Annotated in this window: 21 protein-coding genes; 15 read left to right on the top strand and 6 right to left on the bottom strand. The window is 45.4% G+C overall.

All coding sequences use genetic code 11. The features are described 5' to 3' along the window. Positions 1-122: 122 nt before the first annotated feature. Positions 123-770, bottom strand: coding sequence for a VrrA/YqfQ family protein (gene vrrA, locus BTR1S_RS09070; RefSeq protein ID WP_029419365.1), 648 nt, complete (start codon positions 768-770; stop codon positions 123-125). 259 nt (positions 771-1,029) lie between these two features. On the opposite strand from vrrA, the gene BTR1S_RS09065 reads away from it, so the two are divergent. Together BTR1S_RS09065 and BTR1S_RS09060 are read left to right on the top strand one after the other, a co-directional pair. After that, entirely contained in the window at positions 1,030-2,349 is a 1,320-nt protein-coding gene (locus BTR1S_RS09065) for a DEAD/DEAH box helicase (protein ID WP_006637582.1), read from the top strand. 11 nt (positions 2,350-2,360) lie between these two features. Beyond that, on the top strand, positions 2,361-3,254 hold the full coding sequence (locus BTR1S_RS09060) for a deoxyribonuclease IV (RefSeq protein WP_006637581.1): 894 nt from the start codon (positions 2,361-2,363) through the stop codon (positions 3,252-3,254). A gap of 13 nt (positions 3,255-3,267) precedes the next feature. On the opposite strand, the gene BTR1S_RS09055 is transcribed toward BTR1S_RS09060, so the two are convergent. Continuing rightward, on the bottom strand, positions 3,268-3,528 hold the full coding sequence (locus BTR1S_RS09055) for a DUF2624 domain-containing protein (RefSeq protein ID WP_006637580.1): 261 nt from the start codon (positions 3,526-3,528) through the stop codon (positions 3,268-3,270). A 132-nt stretch (positions 3,529-3,660) separates the two neighbouring features. On the opposite strand from BTR1S_RS09055, the gene BTR1S_RS09050 reads away from it, so the two are divergent. The 4 genes from BTR1S_RS09050 (at position 3,661) to zur (ending at position 6,726) form a co-directional block, all read left to right on the top strand. Then, positions 3,661-4,542, top strand: coding sequence for a YitT family protein (locus BTR1S_RS09050; protein WP_006637579.1), 882 nt, complete (start codon positions 3,661-3,663; stop codon positions 4,540-4,542). 144 nt (positions 4,543-4,686) lie between these two features. Then, positions 4,687-5,460, top strand: a complete 774-nt coding sequence (locus BTR1S_RS09045; protein ID WP_029419366.1) for a metal ABC transporter ATP-binding protein — start codon at positions 4,687-4,689, stop codon at positions 5,458-5,460. Next, positions 5,460-6,320 (top strand): metal ABC transporter permease, encoded by an 861-nt coding sequence (locus tag BTR1S_RS09040; protein WP_006637577.1) that lies wholly within the window; start codon positions 5,460-5,462, stop codon positions 6,318-6,320. The genes BTR1S_RS09045 and BTR1S_RS09040 overlap by 1 nt, the downstream gene beginning before the upstream one ends. Continuing rightward, positions 6,298-6,726, top strand: a complete 429-nt coding sequence (gene zur / locus BTR1S_RS09035; RefSeq protein WP_006637576.1) for a zinc uptake transcriptional repressor Zur — start codon at positions 6,298-6,300, stop codon at positions 6,724-6,726. The genes BTR1S_RS09040 and zur overlap by 23 nt, the downstream gene beginning before the upstream one ends. A gap of 47 nt (positions 6,727-6,773) precedes the next feature. On the opposite strand, the gene BTR1S_RS09030 is transcribed toward zur, so the two are convergent. Further along, the gene (locus BTR1S_RS09030; RefSeq protein WP_006637575.1) at positions 6,774-7,358 is read right to left on the bottom strand and encodes a 5' nucleotidase, NT5C type; all 585 of its coding nucleotides are present in this window, start codon (positions 7,356-7,358) and stop codon (positions 6,774-6,776) included. 138 nt (positions 7,359-7,496) lie between these two features. On the opposite strand from BTR1S_RS09030, the gene BTR1S_RS09025 reads away from it, so the two are divergent. Next, positions 7,497-7,871, top strand: coding sequence for an MFS transporter (locus BTR1S_RS09025; protein WP_029419367.1), 375 nt, complete (start codon positions 7,497-7,499; stop codon positions 7,869-7,871). A 42-nt stretch (positions 7,872-7,913) separates the two neighbouring features. On the opposite strand, the gene ispG is transcribed toward BTR1S_RS09025, so the two are convergent. The 3 genes from ispG to BTR1S_RS09010 all read right to left on the bottom strand — a co-directional run bounded on the left by ispG (position 7,914) and on the right by BTR1S_RS09010 (position 10,281). Then, on the bottom strand, positions 7,914-9,032 hold the full coding sequence (gene ispG, locus BTR1S_RS09020) for a flavodoxin-dependent (E)-4-hydroxy-3-methylbut-2-enyl-diphosphate synthase (RefSeq protein WP_087962503.1): 1,119 nt from the start codon (positions 9,030-9,032) through the stop codon (positions 7,914-7,916). 105 nt (positions 9,033-9,137) lie between these two features. Beyond that, positions 9,138-9,443, bottom strand: a complete 306-nt coding sequence (yqfZ, locus tag BTR1S_RS09015) for a protein YqfZ (RefSeq protein ID WP_006637572.1) — start codon at positions 9,441-9,443, stop codon at positions 9,138-9,140. A 79-nt stretch (positions 9,444-9,522) separates the two neighbouring features. Further along, on the bottom strand, positions 9,523-10,281 hold the full coding sequence (locus tag BTR1S_RS09010) for a DUF1189 domain-containing protein (RefSeq protein WP_006637571.1): 759 nt from the start codon (positions 10,279-10,281) through the stop codon (positions 9,523-9,525). 142 nt (positions 10,282-10,423) lie between these two features. Here BTR1S_RS09010 and BTR1S_RS09005 point away from each other — a divergent pair, with 142 nt between their 5' ends. The 8 genes from BTR1S_RS09005 (at position 10,424) to pstB (ending at position 19,188) form a co-directional block, all read left to right on the top strand. Further along, positions 10,424-10,909, top strand: coding sequence for a DUF456 domain-containing protein (locus tag BTR1S_RS09005; protein ID WP_006637570.1), 486 nt, complete (start codon positions 10,424-10,426; stop codon positions 10,907-10,909). Positions 10,910-11,097: 188 nt separating this feature from the next. Continuing rightward, the gene (gene sodA / locus BTR1S_RS09000) at positions 11,098-11,706 is read left to right on the top strand and encodes a superoxide dismutase SodA (RefSeq protein WP_006637569.1); all 609 of its coding nucleotides are present in this window, start codon (positions 11,098-11,100) and stop codon (positions 11,704-11,706) included. 127 nt (positions 11,707-11,833) lie between these two features. Further along, positions 11,834-13,120 carry an MFS transporter gene (locus BTR1S_RS08995; RefSeq protein WP_006637568.1) on the top strand — a complete coding sequence of 429 codons (1,287 nt, stop codon included), beginning with the start codon at positions 11,834-11,836 and terminating at the stop codon, positions 13,118-13,120. A 94-nt stretch (positions 13,121-13,214) separates the two neighbouring features. Continuing rightward, positions 13,215-15,338 carry a peptidoglycan D,D-transpeptidase FtsI family protein gene (locus BTR1S_RS08990; protein ID WP_029419368.1) on the top strand — a complete coding sequence of 708 codons (2,124 nt, stop codon included), beginning with the start codon at positions 13,215-13,217 and terminating at the stop codon, positions 15,336-15,338. Between the two features lie 201 nt (positions 15,339-15,539). Beyond that, positions 15,540-16,457, top strand: a complete 918-nt coding sequence (locus BTR1S_RS08985) for a phosphate ABC transporter substrate-binding protein (RefSeq protein WP_029419369.1) — start codon at positions 15,540-15,542, stop codon at positions 16,455-16,457. A gap of 73 nt (positions 16,458-16,530) precedes the next feature. Further along, complete coding sequence (gene pstC, locus BTR1S_RS08980; protein ID WP_006637565.1) at positions 16,531-17,460, top strand: phosphate ABC transporter permease subunit PstC; 930 nt, start codon at positions 16,531-16,533, stop codon at positions 17,458-17,460. Further along, on the top strand, positions 17,460-18,347 hold the full coding sequence (gene pstA / locus BTR1S_RS08975; RefSeq protein ID WP_006637564.1) for a phosphate ABC transporter permease PstA: 888 nt from the start codon (positions 17,460-17,462) through the stop codon (positions 18,345-18,347). Before pstC ends, pstA begins: the two co-directional genes overlap by 1 nt. Before the next feature lie 19 nt (positions 18,348-18,366). After that, positions 18,367-19,188 carry a phosphate ABC transporter ATP-binding protein PstB gene (gene pstB, locus BTR1S_RS08970; RefSeq protein ID WP_006637563.1) on the top strand — a complete coding sequence of 274 codons (822 nt, stop codon included), beginning with the start codon at positions 18,367-18,369 and terminating at the stop codon, positions 19,186-19,188. Positions 19,189-19,197 lie beyond the last annotated feature (9 nt).

The raw sequence follows: 19,197 nt of genomic DNA, 5'->3' as shown, positions 1-19,197 counted from the left end.
CTTTAGTCCTCCTAAAAAGAAGTAAGAGCCGGACATGATAAAAAGCCGTAAAAAACGGCTTATATTCCTGAAGTCTCTTGTGACCTCATTATATCCGATCCTTAAGGAGATATCAAAGAATGTTATATATACAATTTAGGTTTTGAGTCTCCTCCGCCTGCTCTTTTTTTAGGAGAGAGGACAGACCGGCTTGATTGTTGCGGACTCTTTTCCGCTTGTGATTTTTCAGGTTTTGAAGAATCCTTTTCTTCCGGCTCTTCACCGATTTTTCCGCTTTTTTCCGCTTCGTCTTTCCGCTCATCGTCTTTCTGTTCTTCGCTTTCACTTGTTTCACTGTCATCAGTGTTCAGCTGTCTTAACATTTTCACCATTCCAGGGAGATTGCGTACGAGAGGGCCGTATTGCTGAATCATCGGAGTCACTTGCTGGGCCACTCCGAGGGCCTTTTGCACATTGCCGAGCATGCTTGATATAGAAGCGGGATTTGCGAAGTTTTGAATTCCGCCGAGTCCGGTCCCCGCTCCGCCGAGATCTGTTCCGGTTCCTCCTGATGCGGCTGATCCTCCGGGAAGAAATTTGGAAAGGAATCCTTGTATTCCCCCTCCCCGAGCTGCGGCCTGCTGTGGTGCGCCCATCGGATTGAAAAACTGCTGAAATCCCTGCTGCTGGCCGGAAGGCGGCGCCATTCCCATACCCGGATTTCTCGGGGCTATCATTCTGCTCGGTCTTTGCAGGCCAGGGGGCCTTCTCAACGGCTGCTGTGGAAACATACTAGTACCTCCTTTCAAATCCTTCTCTTGATAAGGTATGCAGATCGTGTATAAAGTGCTTTTGCCCCGAAGCCCGATTGCGGCCGGAGATGATGGTTTTTTTCAGCGCAATCAGTTATAATTTAATGATGGACATGATACCAGCCTTTTTTTAGCCTCAAGCGGCATAAAAAAGGATACATAAGCGCACAATTCAGCCATATAGGATAAAGCTTGGAACGCTTTTAACAGAGGCGCTTTCCAAGAAGGAGTTGGAAAAATGAAGCAAACAAAATTCGACATGTATGATTTAAAGCCGTTTATTATAGAGGCCGTTCACCAATTGGGATTTTACGAGCCTACAGATATTCAAAAGAGGCTGATCCCTTCCGTGCTGAAAGGAGAGAGCGCCATCGGGCAGTCTCAGACGGGGACGGGGAAGACCCATGCGTATCTTCTCCCCATCTTGAGCCGGATCGATCCTGAAAAGAAATTTGTACAAGCCGTGATTACGGCGCCGACAAGAGAGCTGGCCAATCAGATTCATCAGGAAGTCCTGAAAATCACCAAATATTTAGGACCGGATGAAGCGATTCGTTCAAAATGCTTTATCGGCGGTACGGATAAACAAAAGTCAATTGATAAATTAAAAACACAGCCCCATCTCGCGGTCGGTACGCCCGGGAGAATCGCCGATTTAATCAGGGAACAGGCGCTGGACGTTCATAAAGCCGATTCGCTTGTGATTGATGAAGCCGATTTAATGCTGGATATGGGGTTTTTGGAGGATGTCGATTTTATCGGCTCCAATATGCCTGATAACCTGCAGATGCTCGTGTTTTCCGCGACGATCCCGGAAAAGCTGAAGCCGTTTTTGAAAAAATATATGGCTAATCCGAAATATGCCCACGTTGAACCGCGGCATATTACGGCGGAAAAAATCGAGCATGTGCTGATTCCGTCAAGGCACAGAGACAAACACCAGCTCTTATTTGAGGTCATGACCCACTTAAATCCGTATTTGGCGATCGTCTTCGCCAATACAAAAACTACGGCTGACGAGATCGCCGCTTTCCTTGCGGACAAGGGGATGAAAGTCGGGCTTCTTCACGGCGGGCTTACGCCAAGGGAGCGCAAAAAAGTCATGAAGCAAATCGGCGACCTTGAATTCACATATATCATCGCCACTGATTTAGCGGCAAGAGGCATCGATATAAAAGGCGTCAGCCATGTTATCAACTATGAGCTGCCGGAAGATCTCGATTTTTACGTGCACCGTGTCGGCCGGACCGCACGCGCCGGTACGTCCGGAACCGCGATGACGTTTTATGATACCTCTGATGAGGATGCACTCGTAAAGCTTGAGCAAATGGGGATTGTATTTGAAAATATGAGGCTTGAAAAGGGCGAGTGGAAAAAGATTGAGGATCGCAAGCGCCGCCAAAACCGCAAAAGGACTCCTGATGAAACGGATGAAATCGCCAAGCGGCTTGTAAAAAAACCGAAAAAAGTCAAGCCGGGCTATAAGAAAAAAATGAAAACAGAAATCAATAAAATCAAAAGACAGCAAAAACGGAAACAATTTAAAAAAGGAAAGTAGGGGAAACAGTTTTGTTGAAGATCGGTTCTCACGTCTCAATGAGCGGAAAGCATATGCTGCTTGCGGCAAGCATGGAAGCGAGCTCATACGGGGCCAATACATTTATGATTTATACGGGCGCTCCGCAAAATACGCGCAGAAAAAAGATCGAGGATTTGAATATTGAAGCCGGGCGGGCCCACATGGAAGAGCATGGCATTTCAGATATTGTCGTCCATGCGCCATATATCATCAATATCGCCAATACAACAAATCCGGCCACATTTGAGCTTGGCGTTGATTTTCTCCGTTCTGAGATTGAAAGGACGGCTGCAATCGGGGCCAAGCAAATCGTCCTCCATCCGGGGGCTCACGTCGGAGCAGGTGCCGAAACGGGCATCAAAAAAATCATTGAGGGGCTGAATGAAGTCATTGATCCTGATCAGGATGTCCAAATCGCTTTGGAAACGATGGCCGGCAAAGGATCGGAATGCGGCAGGTCATTTGAAGAGCTCGCCCAGATCATCGATGGCGTCACCCATAATGAACATTTGTCAGTCTGCTTTGATACATGCCATACCCATGATGCAGGCTATGATGTCGTCTCTGATTTTGACGGTGTATTAAACGAATTTGATAAAATCATCGGAATCGACCGATTAAAGGTGCTCCACATTAACGACAGCAAAAATGTCAGAGGAGCGAGAAAGGACCGTCACGAAAACATCGGCTTTGGAGAAATCGGTTTTGAGGCGCTTCAATACATCGTCCATCACGACCAGCTTCAAGATATACCGAAAATCCTTGAAACGCCTTATGTAGGAGAAGATAAAAAGAATAAAAAACCGCCGTACCGGTTTGAAATTGAAATGCTCAGAAACAAAGAATTTGACGGCGGGCTTTTAGAAAAAATCAAACAGCAATAAAATAAGGGGCTTTCTAGCCCCTTGATACATACTGTTCAAACAGCTGGTTTAACAGCAGGACGGCTTCTTTTGATGTAACGGCCTCTACTTGTCTGAGCAGCTTGTTCCTCTCTTCCTCATTAAAAATGTTGATGTTTTTTCCGTTCACAAGCTTTTCCACCTCAAGCGCTTGCTTTCTTGTCACATGTATCCCGTATTGTCCAGCGTATTTAAGCACCTCATCGGCAGTCACTTGATTTAAACGCTGCAATACGATTTTCTGAAATAAAATCACGTCCATTCCCCCCCTCTGAAATAATGTATGGCGGAAAATGAAAAATGTGTCTTTTTTTTATTTCACACTGTTAAATGTTATGATAGTAGAAGGGATAGATTTGGCCAGTTCAGATAAAAAAGGAGAGACAGCATGGCAACAAACAAACAGCATAAAAAAGAGTCGGTGGTCCGCCTGTCGTTTCGGATCATCATGATTCTCATCGGTGCTGCCTGCGCAGCCCTCAGCATTGAATTATTTTTAGTCCCAAATAACATTATCGACGGAGGCATCATCGGGATTTCACTTATTATGGATCACATATTCAAGGATAATCCTTATTTGAACTTCGCGCTTTTCGTCGTCATCCTCAACATTCCATTTATGATTTCCGGCTATAAACACATAGGAAAAACGTTTCTGATCTCCACCATCATTGGGATTGTCAGTTTATCAGTGATCGAAACTATGTTGCATCATGTAGAAGGGGTTACGACTCAGCCCATTTTGGCAGCCGTTTTCGGGGGACTTTTGCTCGGATTTGGCGTAGGGCTTGTTATTCGTAATGGCGGTTCTATGGATGGAACGGAAATCCTTGGGATTTTGTTTACGAAAAAACTTCCGTTTTCAGTAGGCGAATTTGTGATGTTCGTCAACATCTTTATTTTTGCGTGGGCCGCCTTTATATTCGGCCTTGAGCAGGCGATGTTTTCGGTCATGACATATTATATCGCGATGAAGACGATCGATGCCGTGATTCAGGGGCTTGACGAAACGAAAGCGGTCATCATTGTGTCAGACCAATACGAAGAGATTTCCGATGCCCTTCTCCACCGTCTCGGCCGGGGAACGACAAAGCTCAAGGGCAAAGGCGGGTATTCGGCTGAAGATACAGAAGTTATCTATGCCGTTGTGACACGACTTGAAGTGACAAAGCTAAAGTCAATCGTTTTTGAAATTGATAAAAATGCGTTCATTACCATCATGGATACGCATGAAACACGGGGTGGAAAGTTTAAAAACGCGATTCATTAGGCTTTCATTTACTTTTTTTAAGATTATATGTATAATTTAAAGATGAACTGGTCAAACAATGAAAATGGCTTGCTGCACTTCGGCTGCCATTTTCTTTTTGTGTGATAAATCGTAATGATTCTGGAGAATTTGAAGGTGAACGTATTGAAACAACCCATTATCGAAATGAAGCATGTATCATATTCATATGATCATCGAAATGTGATAGAAGATATCAACTTAACGATTGAAGAAGGGACTTTTCTCGGTTTGGTCGGTCCGAACGGCTCGGGAAAAACAACCTTGCTCAAATGCATACTCGGACTGATTAAGCCGCAAAAAGGCGAGCTGAAATTGTTCGGCGTCCCTCTTAAAAAGTTTAAGGACTGGAGTCAGATCGGCTTTGTTTCCCAAAAGGCAAACAGTTTCAACACCGGGTTTCCGGCTTCCGTGTATGAGGTGGTGGCAAGCGGTTTAACCGCCAAGCTCGGCCTGTTCAAACGAATGTCAAAAGAGGATCGGAAAAAGGTGGAAGAAGCGATAGAGGCCGTGGGAATCAGTTCCCTTAAAAACAAAAACATCGGCGAGCTTTCAGGCGGCCAGCAACAAAGAACGTTTATCGCAAGAGCGCTTGTCAGCGAACCAAAGCTGCTCATCCTCGACGAACCGACGGTCGGAGTTGATCAGCAGACGGTTGAAGGCTTTTATCAGCTCCTGGAAAAACTGAATCGGGAAAAGGGCATTACATTGATTCTCGTCACCCATGATGTAGGCACGGTTTCCGATAAAGTCACACATGTGGCCTGCATGAATAAGCATCTTCATTTTCATGGCAATACAGCCGAATTTGAATCGGTCACAGATGAAGATCTTTCGCAATTTTACGGGCATGATGTCCAGGCCATCAGCCACAATCATCATCATGGAGGACATGAATAATGCTGACACCTTTTTTTCATTATGAGTTTTTGCAAAACGCATTTATTTCAGGATTACTTATCGGTCTTATCGCTCCTTTGCTCGGCGTTTTTATTGTCGTCAGACGGCTGTCGTTAATCGCAGATGCCTTGAGCCACGTTTCTTTGGCGGGAATTGCCGCAAGCCTTTATGTAGGAAAGCAGTTTGCAATCTTTGCCGGAATAAGCCCGATTTATTTCGGAATGCTGTTTTCGGTCAGCGGTTCTTTAATCATCGAGAAGCTCAGAACGGTTTATAAGCATTATCAGGAGCTGGCGATTCCGATCATCATGTCGGGCGGCATCGGTGTTTCCGTTATTTTTATTTCGCTCGCGGACGGATTTAATACAGATTTGTTCAGCTATTTATTCGGCAGCGTCAGCGCTGTGTCCCGTGAGGATCTTATGGTGATCATCGGAATTTCGGCCGCCGTTCTCATCGTGATTTTTTCTCTTTTTAAAGAGCTGTTTCTGCTTTCGTTTGATGAAGAGCATGCAAAAGCATCAGGAATTTCGGCCAAATGGATTCATTTTATTTTTATTCTGATCGTCGCGCTCGTCATCGCCGCTTCTATGAGGATTGTCGGCACATTGCTCGTGTCCGCTTTAATGACGCTCCCGGTAGCGGCAAGCATGCGCATTGCCAAAGGATTTAAGCAGGCGATTTTCTTATCTGTTTTGTTTGGGGAACTGTCCGTTATCATCGGGCTGATCCTGGCCTATCATTTGGATCTGGCACCAGGGGGAACGATTGTGCTGCTATCCATTCTCATCCTGATATTGTGTATCAGCTTTAACAAAATTAAAAGGGGGATTCGCCGTGAACGTACAGGAAGCGCTTGATTTACTGAAAGAAAAAGGCTATAAATATACAAGCAAACGGGAGGATATGCTGCAGCTTTTTAGTGATTCTGATAAATATTTAACGGCGAAAAATGTGCTTTCAGCTTTACATGATGATTATCCGGGCTTGAGCTTTGACACGATTTACAGAAATCTGTCTTTATTTGAGGAGCTCGGGATTTTGGAAACGACCGAGCTTTCCGGGGAGAAGCTGTTCCGTTTTAAATGTTCTTCCGTTCATCACCACCACCATTTCATTTGCATGGCGTGCGGAAAGACGAAAGAGATTGAATTATGTCCGATGGAAAAGCTTACAGATGACCTGGACGGGTATCAGATCAGCGGACATAAATTTGAAATATACGGCACATGTCCGGGCTGTGAGGAAAAAAGCGCGGAAGCATAAGGAAAACCGGCATACGTGATATGCCGGTTTTTTTATCAATGCAAATTCTATAGCCCTTTCGCCGTTTCAAGGGCTTTTTTATTGGTTCTAAGCCAGTCCGCCGCTTCAAGCCAGCTGTTGACTCTGATGATGTTTGAGTCGGTCGGGAGCTGATTGTACGGGGTATTGAACAAAAGGACGGGAATATTGGCTTCCTTAGCGATCATTGTCGCATTTCCGTGGTGATCTTCAAAGAAAACGTCCACTCCGTGTCTCAATACCGCTTCCAGTTTATCATGGCCGCCGACAAGCTCAATATCGTCGTAATGAACGTCGTTTTTGCGGAACCAGTCAAATGTAATATCCTTTAAATGTCCTCTTCTTGCCGTGATATAGATCAGCCTGTGGTGATCTTTTAATTCATCAAGCGTCTGTTTTGCATACTCCGCAAGCAATGCTTCTTTATAGATGCGCGGCTCGTTTTCATTCATCCATTCCCAAAATGCCTCATCAGATATATTCAAGAGCTTTGTCAAGTCATATTCCTTTATATCTTCCAATGTGATGGAGAGGCTGAACGCTTCGTTTAAATAGGGGACAAATGTGTCTTGAGCTGTAACCGTGCCATCAATATCGATTCCTAAATGTAACATGTCCACACTCCTTATTCTCCATTCCTTCAGTCTATCATAAACTTTTAACAATTACAGTAAAGTTTAGCAAACATGAATCAGTCTAAATTGCTTAAACTATAAATGCTCCTTTATGGACTCTAAGAGGGGGGATAACAAATGGAAAAAGAGCGAAATGTCAATGATCAAAACAATGATCGTTATAATAATGACATAGTCGATGCAAGCTTGGATCGAGATGATTTTTTGGAAGAAACGGCAGCAGAAGTTGCTCCTGAACCGTACCGCGCGGAGAACCGCAATGGTGAGGCCGGGGGAAATGATGCAGGTGCTGCCGGCGGCCGGGTCACCGGATATATCGCGTTAGCACTGTCGATTATTTCTTTGTTTATGCTTCCTGTCCTGTTGGGAATCGCAGGGATTATAGTCGGTTATATAGCCAGAAGACAAGGAGCAGCTGGCTTGGGAGCATGGGCGATGGGTATCGGTGCTGTCTCATTGGTACTCGGCATATTTATAGCCCCGTTTTTCTAAATGAAAAAGCTTGGCGGATTTCCCGTCAAGCTTTTTTGCTGGTCATGTGTTTAATTTTTCTTTTTCCGCGGCTTGTTTAGCATAGTGCTCTTCCGCCAGTTTGTCGATTTCTTTTTTCAGTTCTTCCACCATTGTCTCCTCTGGAACTTTGCGGACGATTTCGCCCTTCCGGAAAAGAAGGCCTTCACCGCGTGCGCCGGCAATGCCGATATCCGCTTCCCGGGCTTCACCGGGACCGTTTACCGCACATCCGAGAACGGCCACTTTAATCGGCGCCTTGATTTTTGCGATATAGTCTTCGACTTCATTTGCGATCGAGATCAGATCGATTTCGATCCGTCCGCAGGTCGGGCAGGAAATCAATGTAGCGGCATTTGAAGCTAGTCCAAATGATTTCAGCAATTCCCTTGCCACTTTCACCTCTTCGACGGGATCTGCGCTTAATGAGATACGGAGGGTGTTGCCGATGCCTTTTGAAAGGATCGCGCCAAGCCCTGCAGCGCTTTTTACCGTTCCGGCAAACAATGTTCCGGATTCTGTGATACCCAGGTGAAGCGGATAGTCGAACGCTCTCGCCGCTTTTTCATATGCTTCAATGGCCAGGTTCACATCTGAGGCTTTCATGCTGACGATGATATCGTGAAAGTCAAGATCCTCAAGAATTTTGATGTGATGCAGCGCGCTTTCTACCATGCCGTCTGCGGTCGGATAACCGTATTTCTCAAGAATCCGTTTTTCTAAAGAACCTGCGTTGACACCGATGCGGATCGGAATCCCTTTTTCCTTTGCAGCGTTCACGACGGCTTCGACTTTTTCGCGGCGGCCGATGTTTCCGGGATTGATGCGGATTTTATCTGCTCCGCCTTCGATCGCTTTTAGAGCCAGTTTATAGTTGAAATGAATATCCACGACAAGCGGAATGGATATTCTTTTTTTAATTTCAGGAATGGCGTCTGCAGCCCGTTCATCCGGACAAGCGACACGGACGATTTGACAGCCGGCTTCAGCAAGCCGGTTGATTTCGGCGACGGTTGCTTCGACATCATGGGTTTTTGTCGTTGTCATGCTTTGAATGACGACTTCGTTATTGCCGCCTATTGTTAAAGGCCCCACTTTGACGGGGCGCGTTTTTGTACGATGTGTGATTTCACTCACTTTGATTCGCTCCTTAAGTATAATGCTAGAGGCCGATGCTCTTTTTTATACCATGTCGTTTACAAATCCTATTGTAACAGCCCGTTCATGAAACTGACAAGAAATTAACGCTTAATCCGGGTAAACCGGGAACTTGTACGTAGCCCCGGCTTGAATGCTTGCCGCCTTTACATTCGGGTTCAGCGCTTCGAAGTCCTCGGCCATTCGCTCGGCAGAAACGCGCTGCTGCCCGATGATGGAGAACACGGTATCACCGGGTTTAACGGTAACCGTTCTGTATTGAATGCCGTCAGCGGCAGCATCTGCTGTCGAGGCGGAAACAGGCATTGCTTGCTGGGGAATCGTACCTGATTTTATGTCATAATAAACAATGAACAAAGTCAGTAAAATAGAGAGGAGAACGATGATTCGCTTCATTGGGCTTGTCTCCATTTCATTGGTTTTTTACTATTTTACGCTTGTCCCATGTTCAGCATGACAACAATTTTTCAGCTTGTCAGGCAGCGCTTTTCGCAGGCGGTATTTCTTTGACGGCCAAAAACAGCATGATGAAATTAACGAACCAATACAATAACTGCTGGCTCGGGACGACGGCCTGCAGGCTGTCCATAATCACAAAGAATGCGGTTGCCAGCGTGATGGAATATGCCGACATGACCCAAAGCTGTTTGTATGAGAGTTTTTTCTTCAGGCTGTTTCTGATGAAAAGGCCGATAACGGCAAGAACCGTGACGTTAATAAACTTGCCCGCAGCCGTCGACAGAAACAAGAGCACGCATAGTACCGGAACGACCACCGCTTTATTCTGTTCAACAAGAGACAGAATGTCCTGTTTTGCCATGGACTCGGGGAGCATCTTGTACGGCATCTCCTGGGCTTGTCCGTCCATTGCGATCACAAGCTTGTCTTTCAGGATGCCGACTGAATTGCGTTTGTCTTGGATCTGTTTTGTTCCGTAGGAGCCTGTCGGATCAAGGACAATTACAAATCCGAATGACTGGGATTCAATCGGTTCTTTGGCATCTGTATGTAATGAACCGTCCTTAATCGTAAAAGCGGGAAATTCTTTAAGCGCAGACTGAAAGCTGTTCATCGTTTGCACAACACCGCTCGAGATATGGTAAAGGTTCGGAAGAGCGGCGAGAATGCTGAGCAGAAATACGTATAAAATCGTTTTTCCCACTCCTTGAAACCGCGTTTTCGCAATTGCCGGAGGAGAATATGTGCTTTTAAAAAATAGCTGAACGATATTCATTCGGTTTTCACTTCCATTTCTATAATGTACCTGCATTATTGTATCGTCAGAAAAGAATGAACACAAGGAACTTACGTCCAAAAGAGTGCTTTCAGAAAAATAAGGTATAATAAAACCATCACAAAAAATGGAGGGAATATGGTTGGGCGTTTTATACTGGATCATTATCGCGGCAATGTTTGTAATTGCTTTTGCCGGCCTGGTTTTTCCGATTATTCCGAGCGTCGTTTTTATTGTGGCCGGGTTTCTCCTGTACGGATTTTTATTTACATTTGAACATTATTCATACATGTTTTGGATTGTAGAAGGGATATTTACCGCTGTCTTATTTGCCGCAGATTACATTGCAAACCTGCTTGGAGTCAAGCGCTTCGGCGGGAGCAGGGCGGCCATTTGGGGCAGTACGGTCGGACTTTTAATCGGCCCCTTCGTCATTCCGGTGGCGGGCATTATCCTCGGGCCGTTTATCGGGGCGCTGGCCGGGGAAATGATCGTCCATAAAAAAGATATCAAGACAGCTGCTAAAATTGGCGTCGGTTCGCTGATTGGCTTTATTTCCGGGGTATTGGCGAAAAGCGTGATCCAGCTTATGATGATCGGGTACTTTTTATGGACGGTTCTTTATTAAAAAATTTGGAGAATGATGTTTAAAATGAAATGGGAACGGTTAAAGTTTAGTATGCCCCATTGAAATGCAAATTGTGATCAATTTGTGAGCATTTCCATTGAAACAAGCCTTTTCTTTTGTTACATTGAAAGAGGAAAGGCTTGCTAAATGCGGCATTTCAGTACATATATTTTAAGGAGGAATTGATAATGGCTTACAAACTTCCAGAATTACCTTATGCTTACGATGCGTTAGAACCGCACATCGACAAAGAAACGATGAACATTCACCATACGAAGCACCACAACACATATGTGACAAAATTAAACGAAGCGGTGGCCGGCAAACAAGATTTGGAAAGCAAATCTGTTGAAGAGCTTGTATCAAATCTTGACGCTGTTCCGGAAGACATCCGCACAGCGGTCCGCAACAATGGGGGCGGACATGCCAACCATTCACTTTTCTGGACGCTGCTTTCACCAAACGGAGGAGGCGCTCCTACAGGAGAATTGGCTGAAGCGATCGACAAGAAATTCGGCAGCTTTGATCAATTCAAAGAACAATTCGCGAATGCTGCAGCAGGACGCTTCGGTTCTGGCTGGGCATGGCTCGTTGTCAACAATGGAGAGCTGGAAATCACAAGCACGCCAAATCAAGATTCTCCTCTTTCAGAAGGCAAAACGCCGATTTTGGGGCTTGATGTTTGGGAGCACGCTTATTACCTGAACTACCAAAACCGCCGTCCTGATTACATCAAAGCATTCTGGAATGTTGTTAATTGGGATGAAGTTGCACGCCTGTACAGCGAAGCAAAATAATGTCAATCCATTATGAAAGGTCCGCTTAAAAAGCGGGCTTTTTTTATTTTTTTCCCGATTTTCTTATCCGTACATAACTGACTTTTGATGTGACAGACTAACAAGTATCAGTAAAGGGGAGTCAGTTATGAGCAAAATCAAAAACCTTATAGGCGATGTTGAAGTAAACAGGGATTTGCTGCTTTTGCTAACTGTCGGCGGCCTTTATTCACTAAGCATTGCTCTTTCAAATACGTTTGTCAATGTGTATCTGTGGAAGCAATCCGGCAAGTTTCTTGACTTGGCGGTTTACAATTTATCGATTGTCGTCATGCAGCCTTTGACATTTATGTTTGCTGGCCGATTGGCGAAAACCATCGACAGGGTGTTTATTTTACGGTTTGGCGTTTCGTTTTTGGCCGTTTTTTATTTAACGGTTCTGCTGGCGGGGGAAAATGCCGGATCGCGGCTGGTGCTGCTCGGCAGTGTGCTCGGAATCGGCTATGGCTTTTATTGGCTCGCTTTTAATGTGCTGACGTTTGAAATCACCGAGCCGGAAACAAGGGATTTTTTCAATGGCTTTCTCGGTGTGCTGACGTCGGGAGCGGGTATGATCGGCCCCATAGTCGCCGGCTATGTCATCTCAAAACTCGCTGATAATACCGGTTATACGGTTATTTTCAGCTTATCATTGGCTTTATTTACGATTGCCGTCGTGACGAGCTTCTTTCTCAAACGGAGAGAATCGCGCGGACGGTATATTCTGAAAAAAATCTGGACGGAGCGGAATGCGGATGCAAATTGGCGCGGTATTACCAATGCGCATTTTTTTCAGGGACTCAGAGAAGGGATTTTCGTTTTCTTAATTAATGTCTTTGTGTTTATCACAACAAAAAGCGAGCTGGCCTTGGGGAAATTCGGATTGGTGAATTCAGCTGTTTCTTTTTTTGCATACTACTTTGCCACAAGACTGATCAAAAAAAGAGCGCGCAAAAAAGCAATTTTATTGGGCGGCTTGATCTTATTCGGGGCACTGTTCCTCATTTTATTTCAGATGACATATGTGACCCTGCTTCTTTACGCGGTGGCCATTGCGATCGGTTATCCGATTTTGCTCGTCCCGTACTCATCGCTGACTTACGATGTGATTGGAAAAGCGAGATACGCCAGAAAAGCGCGGATTGAATATATTGTCGTCCGGGAGGTTTTTCTGAATATCGGCCGGGTTGCTTCCATTTTGGTTTTTTTATTGCTCGTACTTTTATTGAAAGAGGATCTTGGCATTACGGTGTCTCTGGTTTTGCTTGGGGCAGGACATACGCTGATTTATTATTTCGTTAAAGATATCCGCCTGACAGAGCCCGCCCGGGAAGCGGTCGGAAAGGATGCTCACAAACAAACGGCAGAACCGAATTTTTTAGAAGGAAAAAGATAAGGGAAAATAGTAGAAAAATGTCGCAAAACGCTTTACAATGTATATGGCACCTTTAAATAAGGTGTCTTTTCTTTCTTTAAAAAAGGTGATGTGAATGATGAAAAAAAAGCTGAAAACTGAAAAACGAAAATCGCTGCCGATCAGATTAAATATATTGTTTCTGTTGGCATTTCTCATTTTTACGGTTGTTATCGTCCGTCTCGGAATGGTGCAGATTGTATATGGTGAAGATTATACAAACGAAGTGCAAAAACAGGAGGAAGTCGACGTCTCTTCGAACGTTCCGAGAGGAAAAATTTATGACAGGAACTTAAATACGATTGTTAAGAATAAACCGCTTAATGCCATTACCTATACAAGGACAACGTCAACCTCGCAGAAGGAAAGGCTGAAAGTCGCAACAAAACTGGCGGACATGATTGATGTTGATACAGAGAAGGTAACGGAGCGGGATCAAAAGGATTATTGGATCCTGACGAGACCGAAAGAAGCGGAAAAGCTGATTACCGCCGCGGACCGCAAAAAAGTGAAGGACGGCAAACTGTCCGAGGACGATTTATATCAGCTTCAGCTCAAAAGGATTACAAAAGATCAGCTCAACGAATTGACCAAAAAGGACATGAAAATTCTGGCGATCAAACGGCAGATGGACTCAGGCTACGCGTTGACGCCTCAGTATATTAAAAACAAAGACGTCTCCGCAAAAGAAATGGCCTATGTCAGCGAGCACCTGGACGAGCTGCCGGGAGTGGATGTGACATCGGACTGGGAGCGCGATTATCCGTTCAATGGTCTGCTCAGAACGATGATTGGCAGCATTTCCAGCTCGAACGAAGGACTTCCGAAAAACATGCTTGACCATTATTTATCCCGGGGCTACAACCGGAATGACCGGGTCGGCAAAAGCTATCTTGAAGCCCAGTATGAAGATGTCTTACAGGGGCAAGAAGAAAAAGTGAAAAACATAACCGATAAATCCGGCAATGTAGTGGATACGAAAGTAATTTCCAAAGGGAAAAGCGGAAAAGATCTCGTGTTGACAATTGATGTCGAGATGCAAAAAGCGATTGAAAAGATTATTGGTGATGAGCTGAAATCGGCAAAAGTCCGGCACAGCGCTCCGCTTCTCGACCGCGCCTTTGTCGTGATGATGGACCCGAGAAACGGTGAAGTGCTATCGATCGCCGGCAAACAGCTGAAAAATGAAAACGGCAAATTAAAACTTGACGACTATGCTCTCGGAGCGATGACATCCTCGTATGCGATGGGCTCGGCTGTCAAAGGAGCGACCGTTTTAACAGGGCTGCAGACCGGTGCGATTAATTTAAATACGACTTTTCTTGATGAACCGCTGTGGATCGGTGACTCGCCGCGCGCGAAAAAGTCGTGGAGAGTTGGCTTGGGAACATTGGGGATCCAGGGAGCGCTCGAACAATCATCAAACGTCTTTATGTTTAAAACGGCAATCGCTGTCGGGAAAGGGCATTATAAACCGAAACAGCCGCTTGATCTTGACACGAAAGCATTCGATACATTCCGATATTATTTCAGCCAATTCGGCCTCGGCGTGAAGACGGGAATCGATCTGCCGAATGAAGCGACAGGATATCAGGGATCTGAAAGACTTCCGGGATTCCTGCTTGACTTTGCCATCGGCCAGTATGATACGTATACGCCGCTGCAGCTGGCACAATACGTGTCAACGATCGCCAATGGCGGCTATCGGATGAAACCGCAGATTGTCAAGGAAATCAGGGAGCCTGATTCGAAAAAAGGAATCGGAGCCGTCGCGCAATCCGTACAGCCTGAAGTATTGAACAGAGTGGATATGAGTGAAGCGTATATCAAAGAAGTTCAGCAGGGGTTCAGGCGGGTGATGACAAAAGGTACGGCAGCAAGCCAGTTTGCATCCGCCAAATATAAACCGGCCGGAAAAACGGGAACGGCCCAGTCATACTATGACGGCCCTGATAAGTCGAAAGCCGGGACCCAAACTTATAATACAACGCTCGTTGCCTATGCACCTTATGATAATCCAGAAGTCGCGATTTCCGTCGTGGTTCCTTGGCCTTATAACGACTACAACAAGAGGTATTCGATCACAAACGAAATCGGCCGCAAAGTTCTTGATAAATATTTTGAACTGAAGTCTAAACAGGCGAAAGACAATACTGAAGAAAAAAATAAAGACAAAATTGAAAAAGAAGCAAGTGAATAAGTGTTTTTTCCTAAACGCCCGCGTTATGCGGGCGTTTTTTTATCACCTGTTTGTTCCTCCCGACTCCCCTAAGTCCGGCCTTTTATACAAACTTCAAGCTTCTTTTACAAAACCTTAATAATTCATTTAAACAAGATTAACACTGAAAAGTTACGCTATACACGTAGGACAAATTACACATTTACGCGGGAGGATTAAGAAGTGAAATCATTTAAAAAAATCACACTGATGTTCATCATGTCCGTTTTAGTTGTCTTCGCAGCAGCTTGCGGAAGCGGAAATACGAATGGAAACGCAGGAGAAGACAAACAAAACGATAAAGCAGAGAATAAGCCTTCAGGATCTTTGACGATTTCAGGTTCTTCGGCGATGCAGCCGCTAGTCACAGCTGCGGCTGAAAAATTCATGGATGAAAATCCAGATGCCGACATTCAAGTGCAGGCGGGAGGTTCTGGAACAGGGCTTTCTCAAGTGGCTGAAGGAACCGTCCAAATCGGAAACTCCGATGTCTTTGCAGAAGAAAAAGAAGGCATTCCTGCCAAGGAGCTGACCGACCATCAAGTAGCTGTAGTCGGCATGGCGGCAGCCGTCAATCCGGAAGTGGGCATCAAGGATATTTCGTTAGAGGATCTTAAAAAGGTGTTTACAGGAAAAATCAAAAACTGGAAAGAGCTTGGCGGTAAAGATCAAAAGATCACCCTTGTCAACCGTCCTGATTCTTCAGGAACCCGTGCGACATTTGTAAAATATGCGCTTGACGGAGAAACTCCGGCTGAAGGCATTACCGAGGATTCTTCCAACACCGTCAAAAAATTAATTGCTGAAACGCCTGGAGCGATCGGGTACCTTGCTTTTTCATATATCAAAGACGACTCGATCACCGCGCTTTCAATTGACGGAGTAAAGCCGACCGCGGAAAATGTGCAAAAAGGCAAATTCCCGATTTGGGCCTACCAGCATTCTTATACAAAAGGCGAGCCTAAAGGTTTGGCAAAAGAATTCCTTGATTATTTGATGAGCGATGAAATCCAAAAATCCATTGTCACGGATCAGGGCTATATTCCAGTCACAGACATGGAAGTAAAACGTGACGCAAAAGGAAAACAAACGGATAAATAATGAAGATAGCAGCCGGGAAAGTGTGCTCCTGACACTTTCCCTATTATGACTTGTTTTAATAGGAGTGTAAAAAATGATTCAAAAAATAGAGAAACTGTCCGCAAAAGAGCGGCTGATCAGCTCCAAACGAAATCGCAAAATGGATGAAGTCCGCGGAAAGATGCTGGTTGCAGCATGCGCGTTTATTATGATGGCGGCGGCAATTTCCATCACCATCTTTCTCGGAAACAAGGGGTTGCAATCTTTTCTGGCTAATGGTGTAAGTCCGATTGAGTTCTTAACCAGTCTAGATTGGAATCCAACGAATCAAAACCCTGAATTCGGAGCGCTTCCGTTTATACTCGGATCCTTTGCAGTGACCCTTCTTGCATCTTTGATTGCTGCACCTCTTGGCATCGGGGGCGCGATTTTCATGACCGAGATCGCACCTTCATGGGGAAGAAAGGTATTGCAGCCGGTTGTCGAATTGCTTGTTGGCATTCCTTCTGTCGTTTATGGATTCATAGGCCTTACAGTATTAGTGCCGTTTATCGGCCAGTTTAAAACAAGCGGGTCCGGGCACAGCCTTTTGGCAGGGACGATTGTCTTGGCGATCATGATTTTGCCGACGGTCACCTCGATTTCCACGGATGCGCTCAGCTCCCTTCCAAAAAATTTGCGGGAAGGATCATACGCATTGGGTGCGACCAGATGGCAGACGATCAGAAAGGTCCTGATCCCGGCCGCTTTGCCATCACTGCTTACGGCCGTCGTGCTCGGAATGGCGAGAGCCTTCGGTGAAGCGCTTGCCGTGCAGATGGTCATCGGAAACTCAAGGAACCTATTTGAGAGTCTTCTGGATCCGGCGGGAACATTAACAACGATCATTACGTTGAATATGGGACATACAACATATGGAAGCGTGGAAAACAATACGCTTTGGTCGATGGGACTCGTTCTGTTGATCATGTCGTTCTTGTTCATTCTGCTGATCCGATATCTGTCATCTAGGAGGAAACTGTAATGAACAGCAAAGTTACCGATCGCATAGCAACCGGTGTTTTCGGATTGATCGCCGCGGTCATTACGGCGATTCTCGTCGGTTTGTTTTCTTATATTATTATCAATGGCTTTTCACATATCAGCATCGATTTTCTGACATCGCGTTCCAGCGCGCTGACAAGCGGGGGAGGCATTCGTGATCAGCTGTTCAACTCGTTTTATATTTTGGTGCTGACCATGATCATTACCGTTCCGCTCGGAGTAGGCGGAGGTATCTATATGGCTGAGTACGCGCCTGACAATAAACTGACGGATTTTATCCGCATCTGTATAGAAGTTTTGTCATCCCTTCCTTCCATTGTCATGGGGATGTTCGGCATGCTGATGTTTGTCAACCTGACCGGCTGGGGATACAGCATCATCGGCGGTGCCCTGGCATTGACGGTCTTTAACCTGCCTGTGATGGTGCGGGTGACAGAGGATGCGATCCGCTCTGTTCCGAAAGAGCAAAAGGAAGCGTCTCTTGCCCTCGGCGTATCAAAATGGCATACGATTAAAACCGTTTTGATCCCCGGCGCCGTCCCATCCATTATTACGGGCGCAATCCTTGCGTCAGGACGTGTATTTGGAGAGGCTGCCGCATTATTATTTACAGCGGGACTTTCTACGCCGAGACTCAATTTTGCTGATTGGAATCCTTTATCGGAAACGTCTCCGCTCAATATTTTCAGACCGGCAGAAACGCTGGCCGTTCATATTTGGAACGTCAACACACAGGGTATCATTCCTGATGCGGAAGCGATCGCAAACGGCGCTTCAGCGGTTCTCGTTTTATCCGTCCTGCTGTTTAATCTGGCGGCGAGATGGTTTGGCTCCTTTATTCATAAGAAATTAACGGCAAATAAATAAAAAGGAAGGGTGACACCTGATGGTTCAAATTCCGACTTTAGAGATTGAACGCGGAAATATTGGAATTGCGCCGCTCCCTGAAACGAACGAGCACATTTTAAACGTAGGGAATTTAAATATTTATTATGGAGAAAAACAGGCTGTCAATGATATTTCTCTAGATATTGATAAGCATGCTGTTACAGCGCTGATCGGTCCGTCAGGCTGCGGAAAATCGACTTTTTTGAGAAGCATCAACCGAATGAATGACTTGATCGCATCCGCCAGAACGACGGGCAGCATCATGTATGAAGGGCTTAATATTCTTGATTCGAACATTAACGTTGTCAATCTGCGGAGAGAAATCGGAATGGTTTTTCAGAAGCCGAATCCTTTTCCAAAATCGATCTACCAGAACATTACCCATGCTCTAAAGTATGCGGGAGAACGCAGGAAGTCGGTTTTGGATGATATCGTCGAAGAAAGCTTAACAAAAGCCGCATTATGGGATGAAGTAAAAGACCGCCTCCACCAGTCGGCCCTGTCATTGTCAGGAGGCCAGCAGCAGCGCCTCTGCATCGCGCGGACGCTTGCCATGAAGCCTGAAGTGCTGCTGCTGGATGAGCCGGCTTCAGCGCTTGATCCGATTTCAAACGCGAAAATAGAGGAATTAATCGTTTCTTTAAAAAAGGAATATTCGATCATCATCGTTACGCATAATATGCAGCAGGCATTCAGAATTTCCGACAAAACGGCGTTTTTCCTAAACGGTGATTTGGTTGAATATGACCGGACGGAAAAAATCTTTACAAACCCGTCAGAAAAGAAGACAGAGGATTATATCAACGGCAGATTTGGATAAGGAGGACGC

The sequence above is a fragment of the Bacillus sonorensis NBRC 101234 = KCTC 13918 genome (genome assembly GCF_001592005.1).
Taxonomy (GTDB): domain Bacteria; phylum Bacillota; class Bacilli; order Bacillales; family Bacillaceae; genus Bacillus; species Bacillus sonorensis.
Note: the sequence above shows the minus strand (reverse complement) of the source record. Positions and strands in the feature narration are given on the sequence as shown.